Origin of the sequence: Pilibacter termitis (genome assembly GCF_900167335.1) — a bacterium.
In the GTDB taxonomy this organism is placed as follows: Bacteria; Bacillota; Bacilli; order Lactobacillales; family Streptococcaceae; genus Pilibacter; species Pilibacter termitis.
The window spans coordinates 13015-34711 of record NZ_FUXI01000027.1 but is presented as its reverse complement, the minus strand read 5'-3'; the positions used below and the strand labels follow the sequence as shown (position 1 = coordinate 34711).

18 protein-coding genes are annotated in these 21697 nt (G+C 37.0%); 12 read left to right on the top strand and 6 right to left on the bottom strand.

The features are described from left to right. Nucleotides 1-342 precede the first annotated feature (342 nt). Nucleotides 343-2331: an N-acetylglucosamine-specific PTS transporter subunit IIBC gene (nagE, locus tag B5D30_RS10535; protein WP_078808039.1), complete on the top strand. Its 1989-nt coding sequence runs from the start codon at nucleotides 343-345 to the stop codon at nucleotides 2329-2331. A 258-nt stretch (nucleotides 2332-2589) separates the two neighbouring features. After that, a complete protein-coding gene (locus B5D30_RS10530) occupies nucleotides 2590-3090 on the top strand; it encodes a hypothetical protein (protein WP_078808038.1) in 501 nt (166 codons plus the stop codon). Nucleotides 3091-3150: 60 nt separating this feature from the next. On the opposite strand, the gene B5D30_RS10525 is transcribed toward B5D30_RS10530, so the two are convergent. Both B5D30_RS10525 and B5D30_RS10520 read right to left on the bottom strand, forming a co-directional pair. Further along, a complete protein-coding gene (locus B5D30_RS10525) occupies nucleotides 3151-3447 on the bottom strand; it encodes a DUF1827 family protein (protein ID WP_078808037.1) in 297 nt (98 codons plus the stop codon). Nucleotides 3448-3606: 159 nt separating this feature from the next. Beyond that, nucleotides 3607-5901: an ATP-dependent Clp protease ATP-binding subunit gene (locus B5D30_RS10520; protein WP_078808036.1), complete on the bottom strand. Its 2295-nt coding sequence runs from the start codon at nucleotides 5899-5901 to the stop codon at nucleotides 3607-3609. Between the two features lie 249 nt (nucleotides 5902-6150). Here B5D30_RS10520 and B5D30_RS10515 point away from each other — a divergent pair, with 249 nt between their 5' ends. Then, nucleotides 6151-6333, top strand: coding sequence for a 4-oxalocrotonate tautomerase (locus tag B5D30_RS10515; protein WP_078808035.1), 183 nt, complete (start codon nucleotides 6151-6153; stop codon nucleotides 6331-6333). Between the two features lie 60 nt (nucleotides 6334-6393). Here the strand turns inward: B5D30_RS10515 and hemH are convergent, their stop codons facing one another. Beyond that, complete coding sequence (hemH, locus tag B5D30_RS10510) at nucleotides 6394-7323, bottom strand: ferrochelatase (RefSeq protein ID WP_078808034.1); 930 nt, start codon at nucleotides 7321-7323, stop codon at nucleotides 6394-6396. A 141-nt stretch (nucleotides 7324-7464) separates the two neighbouring features. Here hemH and recG point away from each other — a divergent pair, with 141 nt between their 5' ends. From recG to B5D30_RS10485, 5 genes are all read left to right on the top strand, one after another. Next, nucleotides 7465-9501: an ATP-dependent DNA helicase RecG gene (recG, locus tag B5D30_RS10505; RefSeq protein WP_078808033.1), complete on the top strand. Its 2037-nt coding sequence runs from the start codon at nucleotides 7465-7467 to the stop codon at nucleotides 9499-9501. A gap of 72 nt (nucleotides 9502-9573) precedes the next feature. After that, nucleotides 9574-10575, top strand: coding sequence for a phosphate acyltransferase PlsX (plsX, locus tag B5D30_RS10500; RefSeq protein WP_078808032.1), 1002 nt, complete (start codon nucleotides 9574-9576; stop codon nucleotides 10573-10575). A 112-nt stretch (nucleotides 10576-10687) separates the two neighbouring features. Then, nucleotides 10688-10924, top strand: coding sequence for an acyl carrier protein (gene acpP, locus B5D30_RS10495; RefSeq protein ID WP_078808031.1), 237 nt, complete (start codon nucleotides 10688-10690; stop codon nucleotides 10922-10924). Nucleotides 10925-11535: 611 nt separating this feature from the next. Beyond that, nucleotides 11536-12237, top strand: a complete 702-nt coding sequence (locus B5D30_RS10490; RefSeq protein WP_078808030.1) for an ABC transporter ATP-binding protein — start codon at nucleotides 11536-11538, stop codon at nucleotides 12235-12237. 49 nt (nucleotides 12238-12286) lie between these two features. Continuing rightward, entirely contained in the window at nucleotides 12287-14980 is a 2694-nt protein-coding gene (locus B5D30_RS10485) for an FtsX-like permease family protein (RefSeq protein ID WP_078808029.1), read from the top strand. Nucleotides 14981-15190: 210 nt separating this feature from the next. Here the strand turns inward: B5D30_RS10485 and B5D30_RS10480 are convergent, their stop codons facing one another. After that, nucleotides 15191-16150, bottom strand: coding sequence for a UbiA family prenyltransferase (locus B5D30_RS10480; RefSeq protein WP_159443300.1), 960 nt, complete (start codon nucleotides 16148-16150; stop codon nucleotides 15191-15193). Between the two features lie 106 nt (nucleotides 16151-16256). On the opposite strand from B5D30_RS10480, the gene B5D30_RS10475 reads away from it, so the two are divergent. The 3 genes from B5D30_RS10475 (at nucleotide 16257) to B5D30_RS10465 (ending at nucleotide 18613) form a co-directional block, all read left to right on the top strand. Beyond that, a complete protein-coding gene (locus B5D30_RS10475) occupies nucleotides 16257-17114 on the top strand; it encodes an aminoglycoside 6-adenylyltransferase (protein WP_078808027.1) in 858 nt (285 codons plus the stop codon). Next, nucleotides 17111-17830, top strand: a complete 720-nt coding sequence (locus B5D30_RS10470) for an HAD-IA family hydrolase (RefSeq protein ID WP_144399572.1) — start codon at nucleotides 17111-17113, stop codon at nucleotides 17828-17830. The genes B5D30_RS10475 and B5D30_RS10470 overlap by 4 nt, the downstream gene beginning before the upstream one ends. A 117-nt stretch (nucleotides 17831-17947) precedes the next feature. Continuing rightward, nucleotides 17948-18613, top strand: coding sequence for a hypothetical protein (locus B5D30_RS10465; RefSeq protein ID WP_234984658.1), 666 nt, complete (start codon nucleotides 17948-17950; stop codon nucleotides 18611-18613). A gap of 52 nt (nucleotides 18614-18665) precedes the next feature. Here B5D30_RS10465 and B5D30_RS10460 read toward each other — a convergent pair whose 3' ends face one another. Both B5D30_RS10460 and B5D30_RS13780 read right to left on the bottom strand, forming a co-directional pair. Then, a complete protein-coding gene (locus B5D30_RS10460) occupies nucleotides 18666-20129 on the bottom strand; it encodes a DUF2130 domain-containing protein (protein WP_078808024.1) in 1464 nt (487 codons plus the stop codon). A gap of 70 nt (nucleotides 20130-20199) precedes the next feature. Beyond that, nucleotides 20200-20355, bottom strand: a complete 156-nt coding sequence (locus tag B5D30_RS13780) for a hypothetical protein (RefSeq protein ID WP_159443299.1) — start codon at nucleotides 20353-20355, stop codon at nucleotides 20200-20202. 250 nt (nucleotides 20356-20605) lie between these two features. On the opposite strand from B5D30_RS13780, the gene B5D30_RS10455 reads away from it, so the two are divergent. After that, nucleotides 20606-21682: an FAD:protein FMN transferase gene (locus tag B5D30_RS10455; RefSeq protein ID WP_159443298.1), complete on the top strand. Its 1077-nt coding sequence runs from the start codon at nucleotides 20606-20608 to the stop codon at nucleotides 21680-21682. The last annotated feature ends 15 nt before the right edge of the window (nucleotides 21683-21697 follow it).

Genomic DNA, 21697 nt, shown 5'->3' with positions numbered 1-21697 from the left:
TACCGCTACACTTCGTTTCGCATACAGTCTTTCTAAGAATCAAAGATTCTTGAAAGACTAGCATCGAAACTTTAGTTTCGAGCGACACTGCGAACAGTTGCCAAACTCCTGCACTTCGTAGCTAGACATAGAAAAGCTAAGAGGGGCGTTCAGGAGTTTGTCGTAGTGAGCCATGCTATTTACTTGCTTGAAACGAAGTTTCAAGTAGCATTGCGAACAGCGACCAAACTCCTGCCCCCGTAGCTAGACAAGGTTGAGGAGATTGACGAAGAAAAACGGAAAACTAGCAATTTGGGATAAGTGTGAGTTTTTATAGGTGCCCTTCAGAAAGGAACTAGAAAATTGAAAGCATATCTACAAAATATGGGACGTAGCTTAATGCTACCAGTAGCAACTTTACCAGTTGCAGCATTGTTTATGGGAATTGGTTACGCAATTGACCCAAGTGGTTGGGGTGGAGGCAATGTTTTTGCAGCATTCCTAATTAAAGCTGGAGGAACAATTCTTGATAATTTAGGAATTTTGTTTGCCGTAGGTCTTGCCTATGGTATGTCAAAAGACAAGGACGGAGCAGCAGCTCTTACAGGTTTAGTTTCTTTCCTTGTACCAATGACACTTTTAAATTCAGCAGCTGTTGCAATGTTCCAAGGAATTGAAGTCGAAAAAGTGGCAACAGCATTTGGTGCAATTAACAACAAAAACGTATTTATTGGGATTTTAGCAGGACTTATTGGTGCTGCTATGTACAACAAATTTAGTGGTGTGAAACTTCCTATGGCGTTTTCATTCTTTAGCGGACGCCGTTTAGTACCAATCGTGACTTCATTTGTGATGTTGGCGGTATCAGCAATTCTTTTATTCGTTTGGCCAGCTGTTTATGGAGGTTTGGTAACATTTGGTGAGTTCATTTCAAAAATGGGTCCACTAGGTGCTGGATTGTACGGTTTTTTCAATCGTTTGTTAATCCCAACAGGTATGCACCACGCATTGAACAATGTATTCTGGTTCAACATTGCAGGAATTGATGACATTGCAAAATTCTGGAGCGGAGATGGTGTAAAAGGTGTAACTGGTATGTATCAAGCAGGATTCTTCCCTGTGATGATGTTTGGTTTGCCAGCTGGAGCATTAGCAATTTACCAAAATGCTCGCCCTGAAAAGAAAAAAGCAACAGCCTCTCTTATGCTTGCAGCAGCAGTTGCAGCATTCACAACAGGGGTAACAGAACCGCTTGAGTTTTCATTTATGTTTGTTGCATGGCCATTATACGTTGTGCATGCGATATTGACAGGTATTTCAATGTTTATTGCGGCAACATTCCATTGGACAGCAGGATTTAACTTCTCAGCAGGTTTGATTGACTACATCTTGAGTTTCAATCTTCCGCTTGCAAACAAACCATTTATGTTACTTGTTTTAGGTTTGGTTATGGCAGTAGTTTATTATGTAGTGTTTACATTTATGATTCGCACATTTAACCTTATGACACCGGGTCGTGAAGAAGGTGACGGCGAAGAAATGCCTGATATTGACAACAATACAACAGCAGACAACAAATTCCAAGTTCTTGCCTCTCGCATTTACAAAGGGCTTGGTGGAATTGAAAACGTAGAATCTATTGACAACTGTACAACACGTCTTCGTTTAATCGTGAAAGATAGTAAAAATGTCAATGAAACAGCTATTAAATCAACAGGTGTACCGGGTATGCGTGTGCTTGATGATAAAAATGTGCAAGTAATCGTTGGAACAGAAGTACAATTCGTAGCAGATGAAATGAAAAAAATTCAGCAATCTGGTGGTGCTGGTTTAGAGAGTGTTCAAACATCAACACCTGTTGTTGAGCAAAAAGCAAGTGAAACAAAAGGTGGAAAAGACGATTTTTTCGCGGTAGCTGATGGAGAAGTTATCTCTATTAGCGACGTAGAAGATGATGTATTCTCTGAAAAAATGATGGGAGACGGCTATGCTGTTCGCCCAACGAGTAATGCCGTTTATACACCAGTTGCAGGAAAAATCACAAGTATTTTCCCAACTAAACACGCAATGGGTATTCAAACGGAAAGTGGAGCAGAAGTATTGCTTCACATGGGAATTGATACTGTACAACTTCAAGGTGAGCCATTCACATTGGCAGTTGAAGAAGGTCAAGTAGTGAAAAAAGGTGATAAAGTAGCAGAAATGGACTTGTCAAAAGTAAAAGAAGCAGGCAAGAAAACAGATATTATCATCGCCTTCACCAATATGGACGCTATTTCAAACGTAGAACTTTCAAAAGCCAATCAAACAGCAAAAGCAAATGATGTGGTTGGGAAAGTGATTGTAAAATAAGAAAAGCGAGCGGGGCGGTTTGAAGTTTGCAACTAATGTAGCGAACAGCTACCAAACTTCAGCCCCATGTAGCTAGAACATTAAGCAATAGATTCTCTCAAGGTGACTTGGGAGAGTTTTTTTGTTGAAGGAAAATTCTTTGATATTAGATAAAAGTAACTACGGAAAAACGAAAATATATAAAAGCATTTTTAAACCCATTTCGTCTCAATAATGATATAATATTAAACGATTAGTTATTGAAGAGAGGGTGAGAAGATGAGTAAAGGGAAGCAGGTTGTTTTGTTTTCATTCTTTGGCTTGGTTATTGTTGTGTGTAGTGTTATTTCGATTATTGTGTATCCGAAATTTTTTGCATATAAGGAATATGAGGGATTGCAGACGGAAATTGCTCAGGCGAAAAAACTTTTTGCGACGGAAAATGAACTTTCAACGACTCAGAAAAATGAGTTGACGAAGATTGTTGAAGAAGTTGCGGAGACGAAAGTAGCAGATGGTGCGAAAAAGATAAAAAATGCACAAGATAAACTGGCGAAAGCAACGAATGAAATTAAAGCAGAGCAAGACGAAAGACTTCATAGTGAAAAAGAGTTGCTCAAGCGAATTATCACAAGCAGTAAAGAGTGGGTGAATAATACGTCAGAAGACACTGCGGAAATGAAAAAGGCAATACAAAGTGCAGAGGAAATGTTGAAACGTAACGATATTGAGGGCATGAGACGTGAGCAGAAAGTGTTGTCTAGTTTACAGCGAGATTAGTATAAGAGTAACAAAAAAATACGAACGCATAATTTTTCACAAGATTATGCGTTCGTATTTTTAAATTTTTGGAATGGTAATTTCCACAAGTCCTTCCATGTGTATCATGTCAATAAAATCTTTGTCGTAAGTGCTTTTCGGCATACGTCGGAGGAAAAAGTTTAAAATTTCGTCAATTTCATCTTTGCGTACATTTCTTGTATTATTGATAATAAGGAGTTCGTTGTGAAAAGGTGCTTCCTCAAAAATAACTGTTGAATTTCCAGCTGAGAATACCTCGACTAAAGTTGCGTCCGTATTGTCTAATTGATTTTGAACCATTCGACGATGAGAATTTGTTACATTTATCAATTTCATAGCAATCACCTTTCCTTTTCCCGTCATTCATATTACAATTATTGTAACATATTATCCTAGGACGGACTAGGGAAATGGCTCTAAATAGCCATTATTATCAAGCACTCGAGAAACATTTAATTTCCCGAGTGCTTTTCAATCTACTTTTATTACAAAAAATTAATTTTCGTTCTCGTCATTGTCGTTTGCGAGATTATTTTCCTGAGACAACTCTATTTTTTCTGCGACAATAATATTTTTATCCTCATCAAGTTTAGCGATTAGCTCGTGGACTTCTGGGTGCTCTAGGTAAAATTCAGCAATTCCGTCTTCAAGTGTATCTTGAATCGTGCGACGAAGTGGTCTAGCACCCATTGCAGGGTTGTAGCCAAGTTCCACTATTTTCTCACGCACCACATCTGGAACATCAATCGAAAGACCTTGAGCGTGAAGTTGTTCGTTCATTTCTTCGAGCATGAGTGAGACAATCGAGAGAAGATTCTCTTTACCAAGTGGTTTAAACTCGATAATTCCGTCAAAACGATTGAGGAACTCTGGGTTGAAGAAATTACTTAGTTGATTGAGAACAGATTTTGTTACTCCGTCACGTGCAGCACCGAATCCTACGTTTGCCTCTACTTTGCCAGTTCCAGCGTTACTTGTCATGATGATAATGGCATCTTTAAAGCTAACCGTGCGACCTTGTGCGTCTGTCAGACGACCGTCATCTAGGATTTGTAAGAACATGTGCATGACATCAGGATGTGCTTTTTCCACTTCGTCAAGCAAAATCAAAGAATAAGGATTGCGGCGAACTTTTTCTGTCAATTGCCCTGCTTCATCATAGCCGACATAACCGGGAGGAGAACCGATGAGTTTAGAAACACTATGTTTTTCCATATATTCACTCATGTCAAAGCGAATCATGGAATCAACGCTACCAAATAGTTCAAAAGCAAGTCGTTTGGCAAGCTCTGTTTTCCCGACACCTGTTGGACCAACGAAAAGGAAACTTCCGATAGGACGGTTGGTCTTTCCGAGTCCAATCCGATTTCGGCGAATCGCTTTTGCCACTTTTTCGATTGCTTCATCTTGACCTTTGACGTGTTTTGCCAAGTCATCAGCAAGATAGAGGAGTTGTTTTTGTTCTTTTTCTTTCAAATCACCAACAGGAATCCCTGTTTTTTCCTCAACAATCGCTTCTAAATCTTTTTCCGTGATGATAGGTGTATTTTCACTTGTCACTTCTTGGTTTCGCATTTCTTGAAGTTTTGCCACTTGGTCACGATAATAAGCGGCTTTTTCAAAGTCTTCTTCTTGAGAGGCGAGACGTTTTTGCTCCTCGGCAAATTGTAGTTTGCGTTCAATTTCTTTTGGGTCAACAAATTGCAAAGTCAAATTCATTTTTGAACCTGCTTCGTCAATCAAATCAATTGCTTTGTCTGGTAGGAAACGGTCTTGAATATAACGGTTAGAAAGAGTGGCAGCAGCAGTCAGTGCTTCATCAGAATATTTCACATGATGATAATCCTCATAACGCTTTTGCAGACCTTTTAGAATAGTAATCGTTTCTTCAACGGTAGGTTCATCCACACGTACAGGCTGCATACGGCGTTCTAGTGCAGCATCTTTTTCGATAATGCGATATTCATTGAGCGTTGTTGCACCGACCATTTGCAACTCACCTCGAGCAAGAGCTGGTTTTAAAATATTCCCCGCATCCATACTGCTATCTCCCGCACTTCCTGCACCAACAAGTTCATGTACTTCGTCGATAAAGAGAATAATATCTTCTTTTTCACGAATTTCCTCAATTAATTTATTCATCCGTTCTTCAAATTGTCCACGAATCCCTGTTCCTTGCACGAGGGAGACGACATCAAGACGGACAACGGATTTTTCTTGCAATTTCTGCGGAACAGCACCGTCCACGATTTTTTGTGCTAACCCTTCTACAACAGCAGTTTTTCCAACTCCCGGTTCACCAATGAGAACGGGATTGTTTTTGGTTCTACGGTTTAAAATTTCGATCACACGTGTGATTTCTTCATCACGACCAACAACAGGATCAATTTCTCCACTTCTTGCCATTTCAGTCAAATCAATACCAAATTCATCTAAGAGCGAGCGAGATTTTTGTTGATTTTTCGGCATACGTCCCATATTGAAAATCCCTCCAATATTGTCACGTGGCGGACGATTTCCTCCCCCCGATTGAGTAGGCGGTACATCAGATTTGTTTCCATTTGGTTTCATTTGTTCATTCAAATTTCTAAATAAATCATCAAGCGTTCCGAAACTAAACGGACTCTCCTCGCTATTATTGACAGGCGAAAATGGATTGTTTTCACCATTGTTTTGTGCTTTTAGTTTTTGATAACAATTTTGACAATAGTCAAGTTGTTGTTGCTTTCCATTTACATTGGTGTATAAATGGATTGTTGCCTCATTTACTCCACAATTTTGACAAAGCATAGGACACCTCCTAGATTTTTTTGAACAGGTCTGACTAACTTTGACCTTTATTCTATTTTACCTATTCTTTATTATAAAAACAAACACATTGCTTATGGAAATAAAAACACTTGGAAAAATGAATTTTTTTGTTGTAACTCTATGTTTCTAGTGGTATGCTAATTATATAACAGTAAAAAACTCATGATTCATCAAAAATGATAATTTTGGTCGGAGTTTTTATATTTTATAATATAAGGAGAATATAAAATGCCATTTGTGAAAATTGATTTATTTGAAGGACGTACATTGGAACAGAAAAAAGCTCTTGCAAAAGAAGTGACAGAAGTTGTTTTAAAACACACGGGAGCACCAAAAGAGGCAGTTCATGTGTTTATCAACGATATGCCAGAAGGAACTTATTATCCTGAGGGCGAAATGAAAAAGAAATAAAAGTAATAAAAGTAATATAAAAAACTAACGTTTATCAAAAGAGGATAAACGTGAGTTTTTTTATACGGATTCAACAATTGTTTTCAAGACAAAAGCAAATTCTTTTTCATCGTTAAATGGAGAAACGTAATCATATTCTATACCACCAGCATCTAAAAAACACCCTTTATTTTCCATTCCTAACTCCTCTAATGTTTCCAAACAGTCGCAAACAAAAGAAGGAGCAGCAACTAATACTCGTTTTTTATTTTGCAAAGGAAGTTTTTTCAGCGTATCGCAAGTTGCGGGAGAAAGCCATTCATCACGACCAAATTTGGATTGATAAGCATGGAAAATCTGCGGAATTTCAGGTAAAAGTTCTCTTAATTTTGCAGTCGTCTCCTCGCATTGCATTTGGTATGGGTCGCCATTTTTCACATATTCAACAGGAATACCATGATAACTAAGTAACAAGCAGTCATAGTTCTTTTGTTGCCATTTTTTTTGAATGTCTTTTGCCAAAAGAGAAAGATAATTTTTTTCTTGATAAAAATCATGGATTATTTTTATATTCTCAAATTTTGTTTTCTCCACTTGCCGAATAATCGGCTCTGTCGTTGTCACAGAGTATTGTGGATAAAGAGGGATAACAATGATTTCTGTGCAACCAAGAGCTTTCATTTCACTTAAAGTGTCAGAAATACTAGGTTTTCCGTAAGTCATAGCAAATTTCACGATTGTTTGAGGCAAAATTTCTTGCAAGTTTTCAGCTTGCTTTTGCGTGTAGTAAAAAAGCGGAGAACCATTTGGTGTCCAAATTTTTTGATAGAGCAATGCACTTTTCTTTGGTCGCACTTGTAAAATAATGCCGTGCAAAAGTGGCAACCACCACCACCGTGGTTTTTGAATGACGAGTGGATCTCCTAAAAACTCTGCTAAATAGGCTTTCACCGCTTTTGTAGTAGGAGCCGTTGGCGTTCCTAAGTTGACGAGTAAAATTCCTTTTTCCATAAAACGTGGGAAATTCCTTTCTATGATTTTTTTGTTCACTTAAAAATTTTATTTTCTTGAACATATTCATTCTTTATCTTACCATTTCTTTGCTATAATATTGTGAGAACTGCTTAATTTTTTTAGAAAAGAGGTGGCACTTTGGATATTATAGCACCAGTTTTACATAATGTAAGAGGGATTGGAGAGAAAAAATCTGACGCACTTGCAACGCTTGGGATTGTGACAGTGCAAGATTTGTTGTTTCATTTTCCATTTCGTTATGATGATTTGAGTGAAAAAAATCTTGCAGAACTTTTAGACGGTGAGAAAACAACGTTAAAAGGGATTGTGGCAACGGAGGCGGTGGTGTCGTTTTATGGTAAGAGAAACCGTCTGTTATTTCGCATGATGGTAGGAGATGCGGTGATTGCGGTGACGTTTTTTAATCAGCATTATTTGAAAAACAGAGTGCAAGTTGGGGAAGAAATTGCGGTATATGGCAAGTGGGATGCCAATAAACAGACAATTTTAGGCATGAAACTTTTGAGTAGTGGTGGAGACGAGAAAGAATTTTCACCGATTTACCATGTAAACAAAAGTGTAAAGCAAAATGAGCTTGTAAAATTTATTAAATCGGCAATAGATACGGGATATTTGAGTGTTTTGCCAGAAAATTTGCCGTTGTATTTACGTGAAAAATATCGTTTAATAGATAGAAGTTCTGCCGTTCGTGCCATGCACTTTCCAGAAAATGAAAAAGAGCATACAGGGGCAAAACGTAGATTAAAATTTGAGGAATTTTTCTATTTTCAAATGCGTATTCAAGCCCTACGTTTTCAAGAAAAAGTCATGAGCCAAGGGCAAAGTGTGATGTATGATGAGAAGTGTGTGAGGAATTTTATCGAACATCTTCCATTTGAACTGACGAATGCTCAAAGACGTGTAACAAGTGAAATATTGAATGATATGAAATCAACTTCACATATGCTCCGTTTATTGCAAGGAGATGTAGGAAGTGGAAAAACGGTTATCGCAGCAATTGCAATGCTTGCGGCTGCTACCAATAATAAGCAAAGTGCGTTAATGGTGCCAACGGAAATTCTTGCGACACAACATTTAGAGAGTTTGAAATCTTTGTTGTCCGAGCAAAAAGAGGTGAAAATCGCACTTTTAACTGGCTCAACGAAGGCAAAGGAACGCAGAGAAATTTTGAATGAATTAGCGAGTGGCGAGATTGATATTGTCGTAGGCACGCACGCTTTGATTCAAGAAGGGGTAGATTTTCATGATTTAGGGCTTGTGATTACAGATGAGCAACATCGTTTTGGAGTGAATCAGCGGAAAATTTTACGTGAAAAAGGAAACAATCCAGACATTTTGTTTATGACAGCGACTCCTATCCCAAGAACGCTCGCCATTACGGCATTTGGCGAAATGGACGTGTCGATTATTGATGAAATGCCAGCAGGTCGTATTCCAATTTTGACAAAATGGATAAAGCATGAACAATTAGAAACGGTTTTACAATGGCTGAATACGGAAATTGTCAAAGGGCATCAAATCTATGTGATTTCTCCTTTGATTGAAGAAAGTGAGGTCATGGATTTGAAAAATGCTACGGATTTGGCGGAAGAATTGCAATCATTTTTTGCAGATACCGCAAGAGTTGCTCTTTTGCATGGTCGAATGAAAAACGAAGAAAAAGATGATATTATGCGACGATTTAAAGAGCGAGAAATGGATATTTTGGTTTCAACAACGGTCATTGAAGTGGGGGTGAATGTGCCGAACGCAACGGTGATGATGATTATGGATGCCGACAGATTTGGACTTGCTCAACTCCACCAACTTCGAGGTCGTGTAGGACGTGGCGATTTGAAAAGCTATTGCATTTTGGTGGCAAATCCTAAAAGTGAGGACGGAAAAAAACGTATGAAAATCATGACGGAAACCAACAACGGATTTGTGCTAAGTGAAAAAGACTTGGAATTGCGTGGAAGTGGGGAAGTTTTTGGCACGAAACAAAGCGGTTTGCCGAATTTTTTAGTTGCCGACATGGTGGCAGATTTCAATATTTTAGAGGTAGCAAGAGAGGAAGCCTCTCGTGTGTGGCAAGTGGAAAATTGGTGGGAAAAACCACAATATAAACTTCTTGCAGACGATTGGGCAAATGGTAGAACTCAAGCATTTGATTAGGTACCCTTAACTTGCTTTTCAGATGATAGAATAGTAAAATGAATAAAATTTAAAAAGTACAAGGAGAACGTTATGAAAATTGCCGTAGACGCAATGGGTGGAGATAATGCACCAAAAGCAATTATAGAGGGAGTAAATCTTGCCAAGCAGGATTTCCCAGAGTTAGAATTTTTGTTATATGGAAAAGAAGAGGAAATAAAAAAATATTTGACAGATGAAAAAAACGTAACGATTATTCATACCGATGAAAAAATCAATAGCGATGATGAGCCAGTAAAATCTATTCGTAAAAAGAAAACAGCAAGCATGGTCTTGGCGGCTCATGCGGTGAAAAATGGTGAGGCAGATGCTATTTTTTCAGCAGGAAATACGGGTGCGTTGTTGGCGAGTGGACTGTTTATTGTAGGAAGAATTAAGCAAATCGCTCGTCCGGGCTTGCTTTCGACACTTCCGGTAATAAATAATCCTGAACAAAATGGGTTTGATATGCTTGACCTAGGAGCAAATGCTGAAAATGATGCAGAACATCTTTTGCAATATGCTATTTTGGGTAGTTTTTACGCAAAAAATGTACGAAGAATAGTCGAGCCACGAGTAGCTTTGTTAAACAATGGAACAGAAGATAGCAAAGGAAGTTTGGTGACCAAAAAAGCTTTTGACTTACTTTCCAATGAACCGTCTATTCATTTCATTGGAAACGTTGAAGCACGTGATTTACTAAATGGAGTGGCAGATGTCGTGGTAACAGACGGTTTTACAGGCAATGCGGTGTTGAAATCAATCGAAGGAACAGCATTGAATTTGATGAGTTTGATGAAAAATACGTTAAGCAATGCCAGTTTAAAAGGGAAAATAGGTGCGTTGCTTGTGAAAGATGATTTAAAAGAGATGACCAAAGTGTTAGACTACTCTAATGCTGGTGGGGCAGTTTTATTTGGTCTTAAAGCACCAGTTGTCAAAACGCATGGAGCAACAGAGGCACAAGCAGTTCGATACACTATTCGCCAAATCCATAAGATGTTAGAGAGTGATGTGGTCGGAAAATTAGTGGCACATTTTGATGAGGAGCGTTAAGTAGAGTTTCTAGTCAAAATGAAAAGATTCTGCTAAAATACCCTCATGGTCTACGAACGATTTCCCAAAAACAAAGACCAGACAGAGTGAATAAAAATAACAGGAGGCTCTTATGAAAAAACAAGAGGTTTTTGAAAAAATTGCACCATTGGTAGCTCAGCACTTTGGCATTGACCAAGAAAGCGTAACGGAAAAAACAGATATTGTAGAGGACTTGAATGCAGACTCTATTTCTATTATGGAATTTGTTTTAGATTTAGAAGACACTTTTGAGATTGAACTATCAGACGAGGACGCCGAAAACATAACAACAGTCGGACAGATTGTGGAGTTTTTGGTGAAAGACTAAGATGAAAATGTAAAAAAAGATAATTTTCATATCATGATTTTTTAGAAATTCATAGAATTTAAGCACTTAGCTAATATATTGGTTAAGTGCTTTGTTATTTTTTTAAACACTATTGTAAAAAACAATAAAACCCACCACAAAAAACCACCCATTATTACTTAAAAGTGAAAACAAATTCATTTTGGAGTATAATAAAAATAGCGTATATTTTGTCATTCGAGTAAAAATAGATAGGAATAATAATTAATAATCCGAAAATAAAGAGGAAATTTTGACTTAATTGTCATTTTGCCTTTATAATGTAGAGCGACTTACGCTAGAAAATTTTTTAGAAAGAAAAGAAACTGCTGTAAAAAAATATTGAAAAAAGTAGTGTTTTTACATAAAAATGCAGAATGGTGAGTTTTAAATATGGGTACCTCTAAAAACTCCGCTTAAGACTAAATTAGCTAGTTTTTCGATTTTCGAGGAAATCGACGAAAGCTATGTGGTTCATAGGTTGAGGAGATTGACGAAGAAAATTGGAAAACTAGCAATTTAGGATAAGTGCGAGTTTTTAGAGGTGCCCATATTCTAATTAACACCAAGTGCTAGGCAGAGAGGAGAAGGACATGAGTTTTATTGAAGTAAAAGATATAGTCAAAAAATACCAAGTGGGTGAAGTGGAGATTATTGCTAATGACCAAGTGAGTTTTTCAATAGAAGAGGGCGAATTTGTTGTGATTTTAGGACCGTCTGGTGCTGGAAAATCAACGGTTTTGAATATTTTAGGAGGTATGGACTCAAGTGATGCGGGAAATATTTTTATTGACAATAGAGACATCACCAAACTAAATGAGCGTGAATTAACGACTTATCGAAGAGAAGATGTAGGGTTTGTTTTTCAATTTTACAATCTTGTACCAAATCTTACAGCGAAAGAAAATGTGGAGTTAGCCTCTCAAATTGTTACGAATGCAATGGATGCTGAAGAAGTTTTGGCACTTTGTGGGCTGGCACATAGGAAAGACAATTTCATTGCCCAACTTTCTGGTGGCGAGCAACAGCGTGTCACAATCGCTCGTGCAGTGGCGAAACGTCCGAAAGTCCTCTTATGCGACGAGCCAACAGGGGCATTGGACTCTAAAACTGGGAAAATGATTTTAAAATTACTGATGGACATTTGCAAAAAAACGAACACAACCGTCATTGTCATCACTCACAACAGCGTAATAGCCGAAGCAGCTGATAGAGTCATCACGATTCGAGATGCAAAAGTGGAAAATGTCAGAACAAATCAACAGCCAAAGAAAGTAGAAGACATTGAAATTTGAAGATTAGAGACAAAAAATATTCGACCCAATTTTTTTAAGGAGAGTTATTATGAAGAAAAAAGCATTACAAAAAATGGCGATGCGTGAGATTTTGCGTAACAAAGGAAGATTTTTTTCAATTATCGGCATTTTATTTCTTGGTGTAAGTTTTTTTGTCGGCATTTCAAGTGTGGGACCTGATATGCTTTATTCGGCAAATCGTTATTACGAAAAGCAGAAAATGAGTGATTTACACCTTATTTCAACGGTTGGTTTTGACAAGGAAGATGTGAGTGAAATCAAGCAACTTTCTGATGTTTTAAAAGTAGCTCCTCGAAAAAATTTACCCATTCCTTTGACAGATAAAAATCAAGTGTTGCAACTTATAACATATGATGAAAATATAGATAAACCCTATCTTCTTAGCGGTCGTCTGCCCAAAAATGAGCAGGAAATTCTTTTAGATGAACGTGTAAAAAACGTAAGAAAAATAAAATTAGGAGATACTCTTACCATTCAGACGGAAAAAGACGTAGAGGACAAATTATCCAGCACATCGTTTAAAGTTGTCGGGTTTGCGAATTTGCCTAATTTTATTGAAAAAATAGCTCGTGGCAATACAAATGTGGGCAAAGGTTCGGTTGATTTTTTCGGGATTGTCTTGCCAAAGGCTATAAAAAGCGAGTTTTATACGCAGGTAGACGTTTGTTTGACGAATACAAAAGGAGTAGAAGCCTATGCAAATTCTTATGAAAAGATAGTCAAAAAAGAAGGAAAGCGACTTGAAAAATCAGCATTGGCAATTGTACAACAACGTGTGGACAAAGAAAAGGAAAAACAACTGAATCTTTTGTCGGATAAGAAAAGAGAGTTAGAAACACAAAAGGATGAGTTGACAAGAAAACGTCAGGAATTAGTAGAGAGCAAAGTGGCAATCGAGCAGATTATAAGTCAGCTTGGTGGATTGTCAAGTGAAATGGAAACTCAACTTGCTCAGTTGAATGCAGGACTTACAGAGATTGAGGCGGGAATTGCGAAAATTACTTCTGGTGAAAAGGAAATTGCGACAGCACAGGAGAAAGTTCATTCTCTCGCCAAGGCAAAAGTAATGGTGAGCAATCGTTTTGAGAGTCAAGGATATTCAGAATACAAGGAAAATGCCAAACGATTGAGTGAAATTGCTACGGTATTTCCGATTTTCTTCTTTTTGGTTGCAGGATTGATTTGTTTTACAACTTTGACACGTATGGTGGATGAAAACCGTATGGAATTAGGTACGCTGAAAGCGTTAGGCTATACAAGAGGAGACATTTCAATAAAATACTTGCTTTTTTCTATTGTGACAGCTGTTTTGTCTAGTCTATTGGGGATTTTTGTAGGCACATTTTTCTTCCCAACGATTATTTTCAACGCCTATCGAACAATGTATAATTTGCCAACACTAAACATGCAATTTCAAGTTGGATTTTTAGTAATTGCGGTGATTGCTTGTCTGTTTTGTACGATTGGTGCGTGTTTTTTGACTTTGAGAAAAGATTTAAAAAGTTTTCCGTCAACTCTCATGCTTGCAAAAGTACCTAAATCAGGCAGACGTATTTTACTTGAGAGAATCACGTTCTTTTGGGAACGGTTGAGCTTTCTGCAAAAAGTTGCATTGCGAAATTTATTTCGTTATAAAGGTCGTATGGTTATGGTAATGATTGGTGTAACAGGGTGTATGGCGATGATTGTTACAGGTTTTGGTTTGCGAAATTCCATTTCGGAAATTCCAGAAAAACAATTGGTTGAGCTAAATCATTATCAAACGATTGTAACAGTCAAAAAAGGGACACTTTCTATCGAGGAAAGTTTGAAAAATGAAAAACAGGTGAAAGCAGTTTTACCTCTTTATCTGATGAACAAACAAGTCAAGGAAACAAGTAAAAGCACGCAACAAGTGAATGTTTGTGTAGTAAATAAAGAGACGAAATTGGATAAATTTATGAATTTGCATGAACCAAATAGCAATAAAAAGTTAAAACTTACAAATAATGGGATATTATTAAGCCAAAAACTTGCTCTTTTGTATAAGAAAAAAGTAGGCGACACGTTAACTGTTCAAGATTCTGACAATCATTTAGTTAAGCTAAAAATTGCGGGTATTTTCGAGAATTATGCAGGGCATGTTCTCTATTCTTCCGAAGAATATTACAAGGAAAAGTTTGACCAAAAAGCCGAAGTGAATACTTATTTTGTTAATACACAAAAAATGAGCGATCGTCAAGAAAATCAATTTGCGACAAAATTAATGAAAAACAAGGACATTCTCAATGTTACGTTTGTAAGCAAGATGGGCAATGCACTCAACACTTCGATTGAAAGTTTAGATGTTGTGATGTGGGTGATGATTATTTCGGCAGGGTTATTGGCATTTGTTGTGCTGTATAATTTGACGAATATCAATATTGCAGAACGCATACGAGAGCTTTCAACGATTAAAGTGCTAGGATTTTATCCGAGTGAAGTCACGCTTTACGTTTATCGGGAAAATATTTTGCTGACAATAGCTGGTATTCTTTTTGGGAGTTTCTTCGGTGTATTGCTACATCGTTTTGTGCTGAAAACTGCCGAGCTAGACAATATGATGTTTGTGACGACGATTTATCCGGTTAGTTTTCTATATAGTGCGGCTCTCACGATCTTTTTCTCCATGATTGTTATGCTTTTGATGAGTAGAAAACTGAAAAAAGTGGACATGATTGCAGCGTTGAAGTCGATAGAATAAAGTAAAAAACGGTCTATTTTTCATGAAAAGACCGTTTTTTTATAGGGCACCTCTAAAAACTCCGGTTAAGCCAAAATTAGATAGTTTTTTGATTTTCGAGGAAATCGACGAAAACTATGTGGTTCATAGGTTGAGGAGACTGACGAAGAAAATCGGAAAACTAGCAATTTTGGATAAGTGTGAGTTTTTAGAGGTGCCCTATAGTTATTGTCAAATTTGAATCATTTTCAAAACGCAAGCAATCGTCATTCCCATAATCCAAAGCCCTTCAAAAATAGGGAGATTTTGAATAATAAGGGGGAAAGTTTCAGATTTTACTTGCCGCTTAGTAAATTCGTCCACCCTTTTTTTGATAAAAGGAATCGCAAGAAAGACGATGAGACTAAAAATTGGCATGGTGCCAAGGAAAATACTTAAGATCATCAAGGCAAAAGGTATCCAGTACATAAAATGTAGTAATTTTATTGCATTTTTTTTGCCCAAATAATAAGGCAAGGTAAATCGTTCGTTTCGAATATCTTGCTCTAAATCGCAAATATTGTCAGAGAGCATAATGTTAAAATTAAACACCGCCGTTCCAATACCTGCAAATGCAATCAGAAGAAATGTCCATAAATTTCCATGAATGGAAAATTCTCCGCTTGCGACGTTCCAATCCAAGAGCAGATAGCCACTGTTCCAATTATTGACCCAGCAGGCAAGCCAGAATGAGCCAAAACCTTCAACAAGACCAGCCAAAATTTCTCCAAGAGGCATACGTGAAAAGGCGAAAGGGCTAAATGTATAAAAAATGGTAACTAAAACGCACAAACCGCCAATCAAAAGTAGTAGCCAGTTGGTGAGAAAAATCAGGAAAATCCCTAAAATAAGTGCCAATCCTATTAAAATTCCACAGGTCAGATATGCTGTTTTTAGCGGAATTTTGTAAACGGAAAGTTGATTGTGCTGAAGTCTGTATTCGTCATTTGTCGCTTTCACATAGTCCATTGTCGAGTTCCACGCTGTTACAAAAGCTGAGACAAACATGAGAGCAATGAAAAATAACAAACTCGGCAAAAATTTTAGATTGCCAAAATACCAATAGCTGAATAAAAAACCTAAAATAGCAGGCAACGCACTTGTTAAATTGGTTTCGATTTTAATAAATTTAAAAAATGTTGATATGGTCATGGTACTTCTCTTTCCGTGTTTATTTTCTTTTGCTAACATTGGCAAAAGTAATAAAAAAATTATAACATAAAATAAAATGTAAAGTGATAAGTCGAGGTATTTGTCAATGAAAAGAACGAAAGAAGAAATTTGGGCGATGATTATGGAATTTGTTCATGACCACCCAGAAATTGTGATGATTGGAACAGAAGGAAGTCGGAACAATCCAGAAAAAGAAGAAGATGTGTTTACAGATTTTGATGTGACATTTTTTGTGGAGAATGAACAAGATATTATTCGATTTGAACAATTAGACTGGGAAACACTCTGGGGAAAGACGATTGTCACACAAGTGTTACATGAGAATTTTCTTGAAAATCATGAATGTAACAAGTTTGCGTACACTCGTATGAGTTTGTTTGAGGACGGCAATCGGATTGATTTGAAAATCATTCCTGCAAGTGAAAAAATGCGTTATCTTGAGGCAGATACATTGAATACGATTGTTTGGGGAGGAGAAAAACGTGCAACGAGTGACGTAATACACCATGTAAAACCTCCTACTCCAGAGGAGTTAGAAGAATGTATCAATGAATTTTATTGGGTGTCAACGTATGTTTTTAAAGGAATAAAGCGAGGAGATTTTCTCTATGCCGCAGGTCATTTTGAAAAAATTGTGAGAGTTGAGTTGTTTCGTTTGATGAGCTGGTGTTATTTTATAGGTGAAAATGTAGGAAAAGAATGGTCAAGGTTAGCTGAAATAGAAAAAGAAATACCTCAAAAATACTACGGATTTTCAACTTTAGAACAACTTCATTCTTCTTTAGTGATGGCAATAGAAAAATTTGAGGAAACATTAAAGAAAATGAAAATTCCCATACCAGAATATGCAAGAAAAACAAGAAAATATATCGAAGAAAATGGTACAATAAGTATAAGTGGAAAAGAAAAGCGTAGAGGGGCGTTCAGGAGTTTGTCGCAGTGAGCCATGCCATTTACTTGCCTGAAGCACGGCTTCAGGTGGCATTGCGAACAGCGACCAGACTCCTGCCCCTCGTAGCTAGACCAAAAACAAGGAGAATCTTCATGAATTATAAATATTATATTTGGGATATAGGTGGGACATTGTTTGATACGCTTTCAACAAGTGTGAGGGCTTTCCAGCAAACATTGGCAATTTTTCAATTGTCGGCAAGTGATGAGGCGATTTATGAACAGCTGAAAAAGACTTCAACGGGTGAGGCGGCAAAATTTTTTGTTGGGAATTTGGCAGAGGATTTTTTACAAAAATACCACGAAATTGAGCGACCTATGCAGGAAAATCCGCTCTCTTTTCAAGATACGGCAGAGGTATTGAAGAGCGTGGTGGAAAAAGGTGGAAAAAATTATATTATTTCACATCGTGATTTGCAAGTGGTTGATTTTCTGGAAAATGCACATTTGATAGAATATTTTAGCTATGTCATTACGAGCAATGACCATTTTGCACGTAAACCTAACCCTGAAAGTGTCGATTATTTGGTTGATAGATTTGGTGTGGAGCGTGAGAAAGCGTTGATGATAGGAGATCGAGAGCTTGATATTTTGGCTGCAAAAAATGCAAATGTAAAGGCGGTTTTGTTTTCGCCAGATGGATTTTTACAAGTGCCAGAGGCTGATTTCACGGTGAAAAGTTTGAGCGAAGTATTGAAAATTGAATAGTAGTAGAAAAGTTTGAAGTGACGTTGAAATACTAAGCATTTCAGCATAACAAAAAAGATTTGGCAGAAAAGACTTTGAACGGACGAATTTCGTAGAAAGGAAAATGATGAGAAGATGATGACGGAAAAGAAAGAAAAACTTGCCTTGCTTGAAAAATTGAAAAGAGAAATAGTAGAGCGGTCGCCGCAGCATAGTTTTGAAAAAATAGAGGGGGTAAATGTAACCATGCAATTTTTAAGAAGTGACACAGGTCATGTGCAATATTTACCAAGAAAAAAAGTCATGGGCTACGACCTTGACGGTGTGATTTTCTCGATAAAACGGGCAATCGAGCTAACGAACGAGAAACTCGGCACGAAAATTTCGCTCCATACCATGAGCCCAACGGATTATGAGATTGTTTACTATGCCACAATGGACGACAATATCCAAAAGAAAATTATCAAAGAAAGTATGCCAAATATGAAAATGGTGGAAGATTTGGCAGAAGAACATCTGAGTGGCTCTGAAATCGTGCTGATTACAGCTCGTCATGTCAACTATGCCAAGGAGACGATTGATGCGTTGAACCGTTTTGGGATTTACTATGACAAATTGTATTTTACAGAAAATAAAATTCCGCTGATTACAGGGTTGAATATTGATTGGTTTTATGATGACAAAGCAGAAACCATTCAAAAAATCAAGGAAAGTAGCACTAGAACCAAAGCAGTTTTAGTGTCAGCACCTTATAATCGTGATGCAAAAATTTATGATTATCGTTATAAAGTAGGGATTTTATAAAAAAAGTCGCCAAGTGGAAAAAATCGCTTGGCGGCTTTTTTTAGAGATATTATTATAATTCTTCAAATTTTGCTTTCATCGTAGGGTTATTTTTTACAAGACGTTTTACAGATAACCCTTCAAGTTTATTTTCAGCGGTACCAAGATTTTTCATTGCTTTTCGCAACTCATCTCGTGCATTTGTTAATTTTTTAATGCTATCTTCTAAATTTTTGTCAAGTTTTTCTAAATTTCCATTGAAATTTTTTGCTGTAATCATGAAGTTATCTCGGAAAATGTTGAGATCATTTTCAAAATTTGTAATATCAATCTCACGATTTTTGATTTCGCTCAACTCTTGTTTGTAGGCAAGAGAATTTAGTGCAGCATTTCTCAAAAGGCTAATCATTTGAATGAAAAATTGCGGTCGAACGACATACATTTTTTCATACTCACTCACTTCGACGATGCCAGTGTTATAAAATTCATTTTCACTCTCAAGCAAACTCACAAGTACAGCATATTCACAATTTTTTTCCCGTCTATCTTTATCTAATTCTTTGAAAAAATCACGGTTTTTATGTTTTGTCGCCGTTGTATCTTGTTCGTTTTTCATTTCAAACATAATCGAAATATACTCTAGCTCTCCTTCGTAATCACGGAAGATGAAATCTCCTTTTGACCCTGTTTTCGCATCGTTATCTTTTTCAAAATATGCAGATTTGAAAGCAGTCGCTCTTAATTTGTTAAATTCTTGCTCAGTGTAATTTTCCAAGCTCTCACCAATCATTTTCGTAGATTGTTTTGCTTTAAAATCTTTGTAAAATGCGATTTCTTCCTCTTTGACTTTTAGTTGAGTTTCATACTCCTTTTGTAAAGATTGTTTTTCAAGTTCTCTCTCTTTTTCAGATAAAATGAGTTGATTTTCCAAGTCATTTCGCTCTTTTTCAAGTGCTGCACGAGAAGAAGTCATTTTATTTTCTAAGTCTAAACGCAATGTTTCCATTTTATGATTGAGTTGTTCAACCTCTTTTTCCTTTTCGCTCAAAGCATTTTGGATTTCTAACGGTTGTTTTTCGGTTAATTTTTCCAGTTCAGCTTTGAGCCGTTCAATTTCTTTGTCTTTGTCAATTTTTGCAAATTCTAGTTCGTTTTCTTTGGAAGTTTTAAGATTTTCCATTTCATTTTTCAAATCAGCGAGTTGTTTTTCTTTTTCAGTAAGAGCGTTTTGAATTTCTAATTCTTTTTTTTCAGTAAGACTCTCAAGTTTTGTGTTGAGCAAGTCAATTTCTTTGTCTTTGTCATTTTTTGCAAGTTCTAGTTCGTTTTTTTGAGATATTTTCAGTTTTTCTAACTCATTTTGTAACTCGGACAATTCTTTTTCCTTTTGATTATCCAATAATTTTTTTTCGGTCGCTAATTTTTCTTTTAACTCCTTATCAAACTCATGATTGCGAATTTGAGTGGCAATGTCTGCATACCCACTTTCATCGACTTGAAAGACTTTTTGACAATGTGGACATTTGATTTCGTGCATGGTGTTTCCTCCTTTTTGTCTAGCTGCGAGGGGCTGAAGTCTGGCAACTGCTCACAATGTCGCTAGAAACTTACGTTTCTAGTAAATGAACGACAGTGTTCGCTGTTGCAGACTTCAAACCGCCCCTCTTCGCTTTTCTTTGTCTAGTTCCGAGGGGCAGGAGTTTGGTCGCTGTTCGCAATGCCACCTGAAGCCTTGCTTCAGTCAAGTAAATAGCAAGGCTCACTACGACAAACTCCAGCTCGCCCCTCACCGTTTTTCGTTTTTGCTAACTAAGAACCGCTCGCTTTTCTAATTATATCAAACTTATGCGACTATATATAGCGTGTTTTTTCATTAAATTATTTTTTTGTATCAGTAATTATTTTCTATTATCTCTTGGTTTGTTATAATAATAGAAAGCGAGTATATGGTTTGCTCTACAAACGAATTTAGGGGTGACTATAAAATTATTAACTGAGAAAGTAGGGTTTATGATGAAGAAAAAGATGTTTATTGTGGGCGTTTTTTTATTTACAGGAATTTCATTTTTATCTGGCTGTGGTGACAAAAAAGCAGAATTATTGGATAAACCGTTGAGCAGGCAAGAATTTCAAGTGGGAACGTATGTTTCGATTAAGATTTATGATAAGGATAAAGAAAAAGCATTGGATAAGGTTTTTACTCTCGTACAAGATTTGGAGGAGAAAATCGAAGTCAATGAAGAAGGTGTTTCAGAAGTCGATTTGATTAATGAAAATTCTGGTGTTGCTCCTGTCAAAGTTTCAAAAGAGGTATTCGACCTTATTAGTGAGGCGAAAGAATATGCAGAACAAACGAGAGGAATGTACGAACCAGCAATTGGTGCGATTACTTCACTTTGGCATATTGGTTTTTCTGATGCGAAAAAACCAGAAAATGAAGAAATTACTCCTTTGTTAGATAAATTAAGTTATCAAGACATTGAGTTAGACGACACGGACATGAGCGTTTTTTTGAAGAAAAAAGGAATGAAACTTGATTTAGGTGGTATCGGAAAAGCATTTATTGCTGAAAAAGTGATGACTTCGTTGAAAAATGACGGTGTTACGACTGCTATTCTTGATTTTGGCGGTCATGTATTTGTGATCGGAGAAAATCCTAAGACGGAAGACGGAAAATGGATTGTGAGTATGCAAGATCCGAGCAAGGAAACTTCAACAGGGCAGGACAACTCTCAAACATCTGTCGGCAAACTTTCAGGAGGAAGTGGCGATTACATCACAACAAGTATGTACGAACGCTATTTAGTGATTGGCGACAAAGTTTATTCACATTTAATGGATCCAGCGACTGGGTATCCGTATGACAATGATCTTCTTGCAGTCATGATTTCTGGTGAGGACTATGTGAGAGATGACGCTCTATCGAACGCTTTGTATGACATGGGCTTAGAAAAAGGTTTGGCTTATGCAAATGAGCAAGGCGACATCAAGGCATTGTTTATTACGAACGATAAAAAAGTTTACTTGACGGACAATTTGAAAGAGAATTTTACGCTGAATAAAAAGTCAGAGTTTCAGTTAGGAAAATAGCGGAATGGAGGGTAA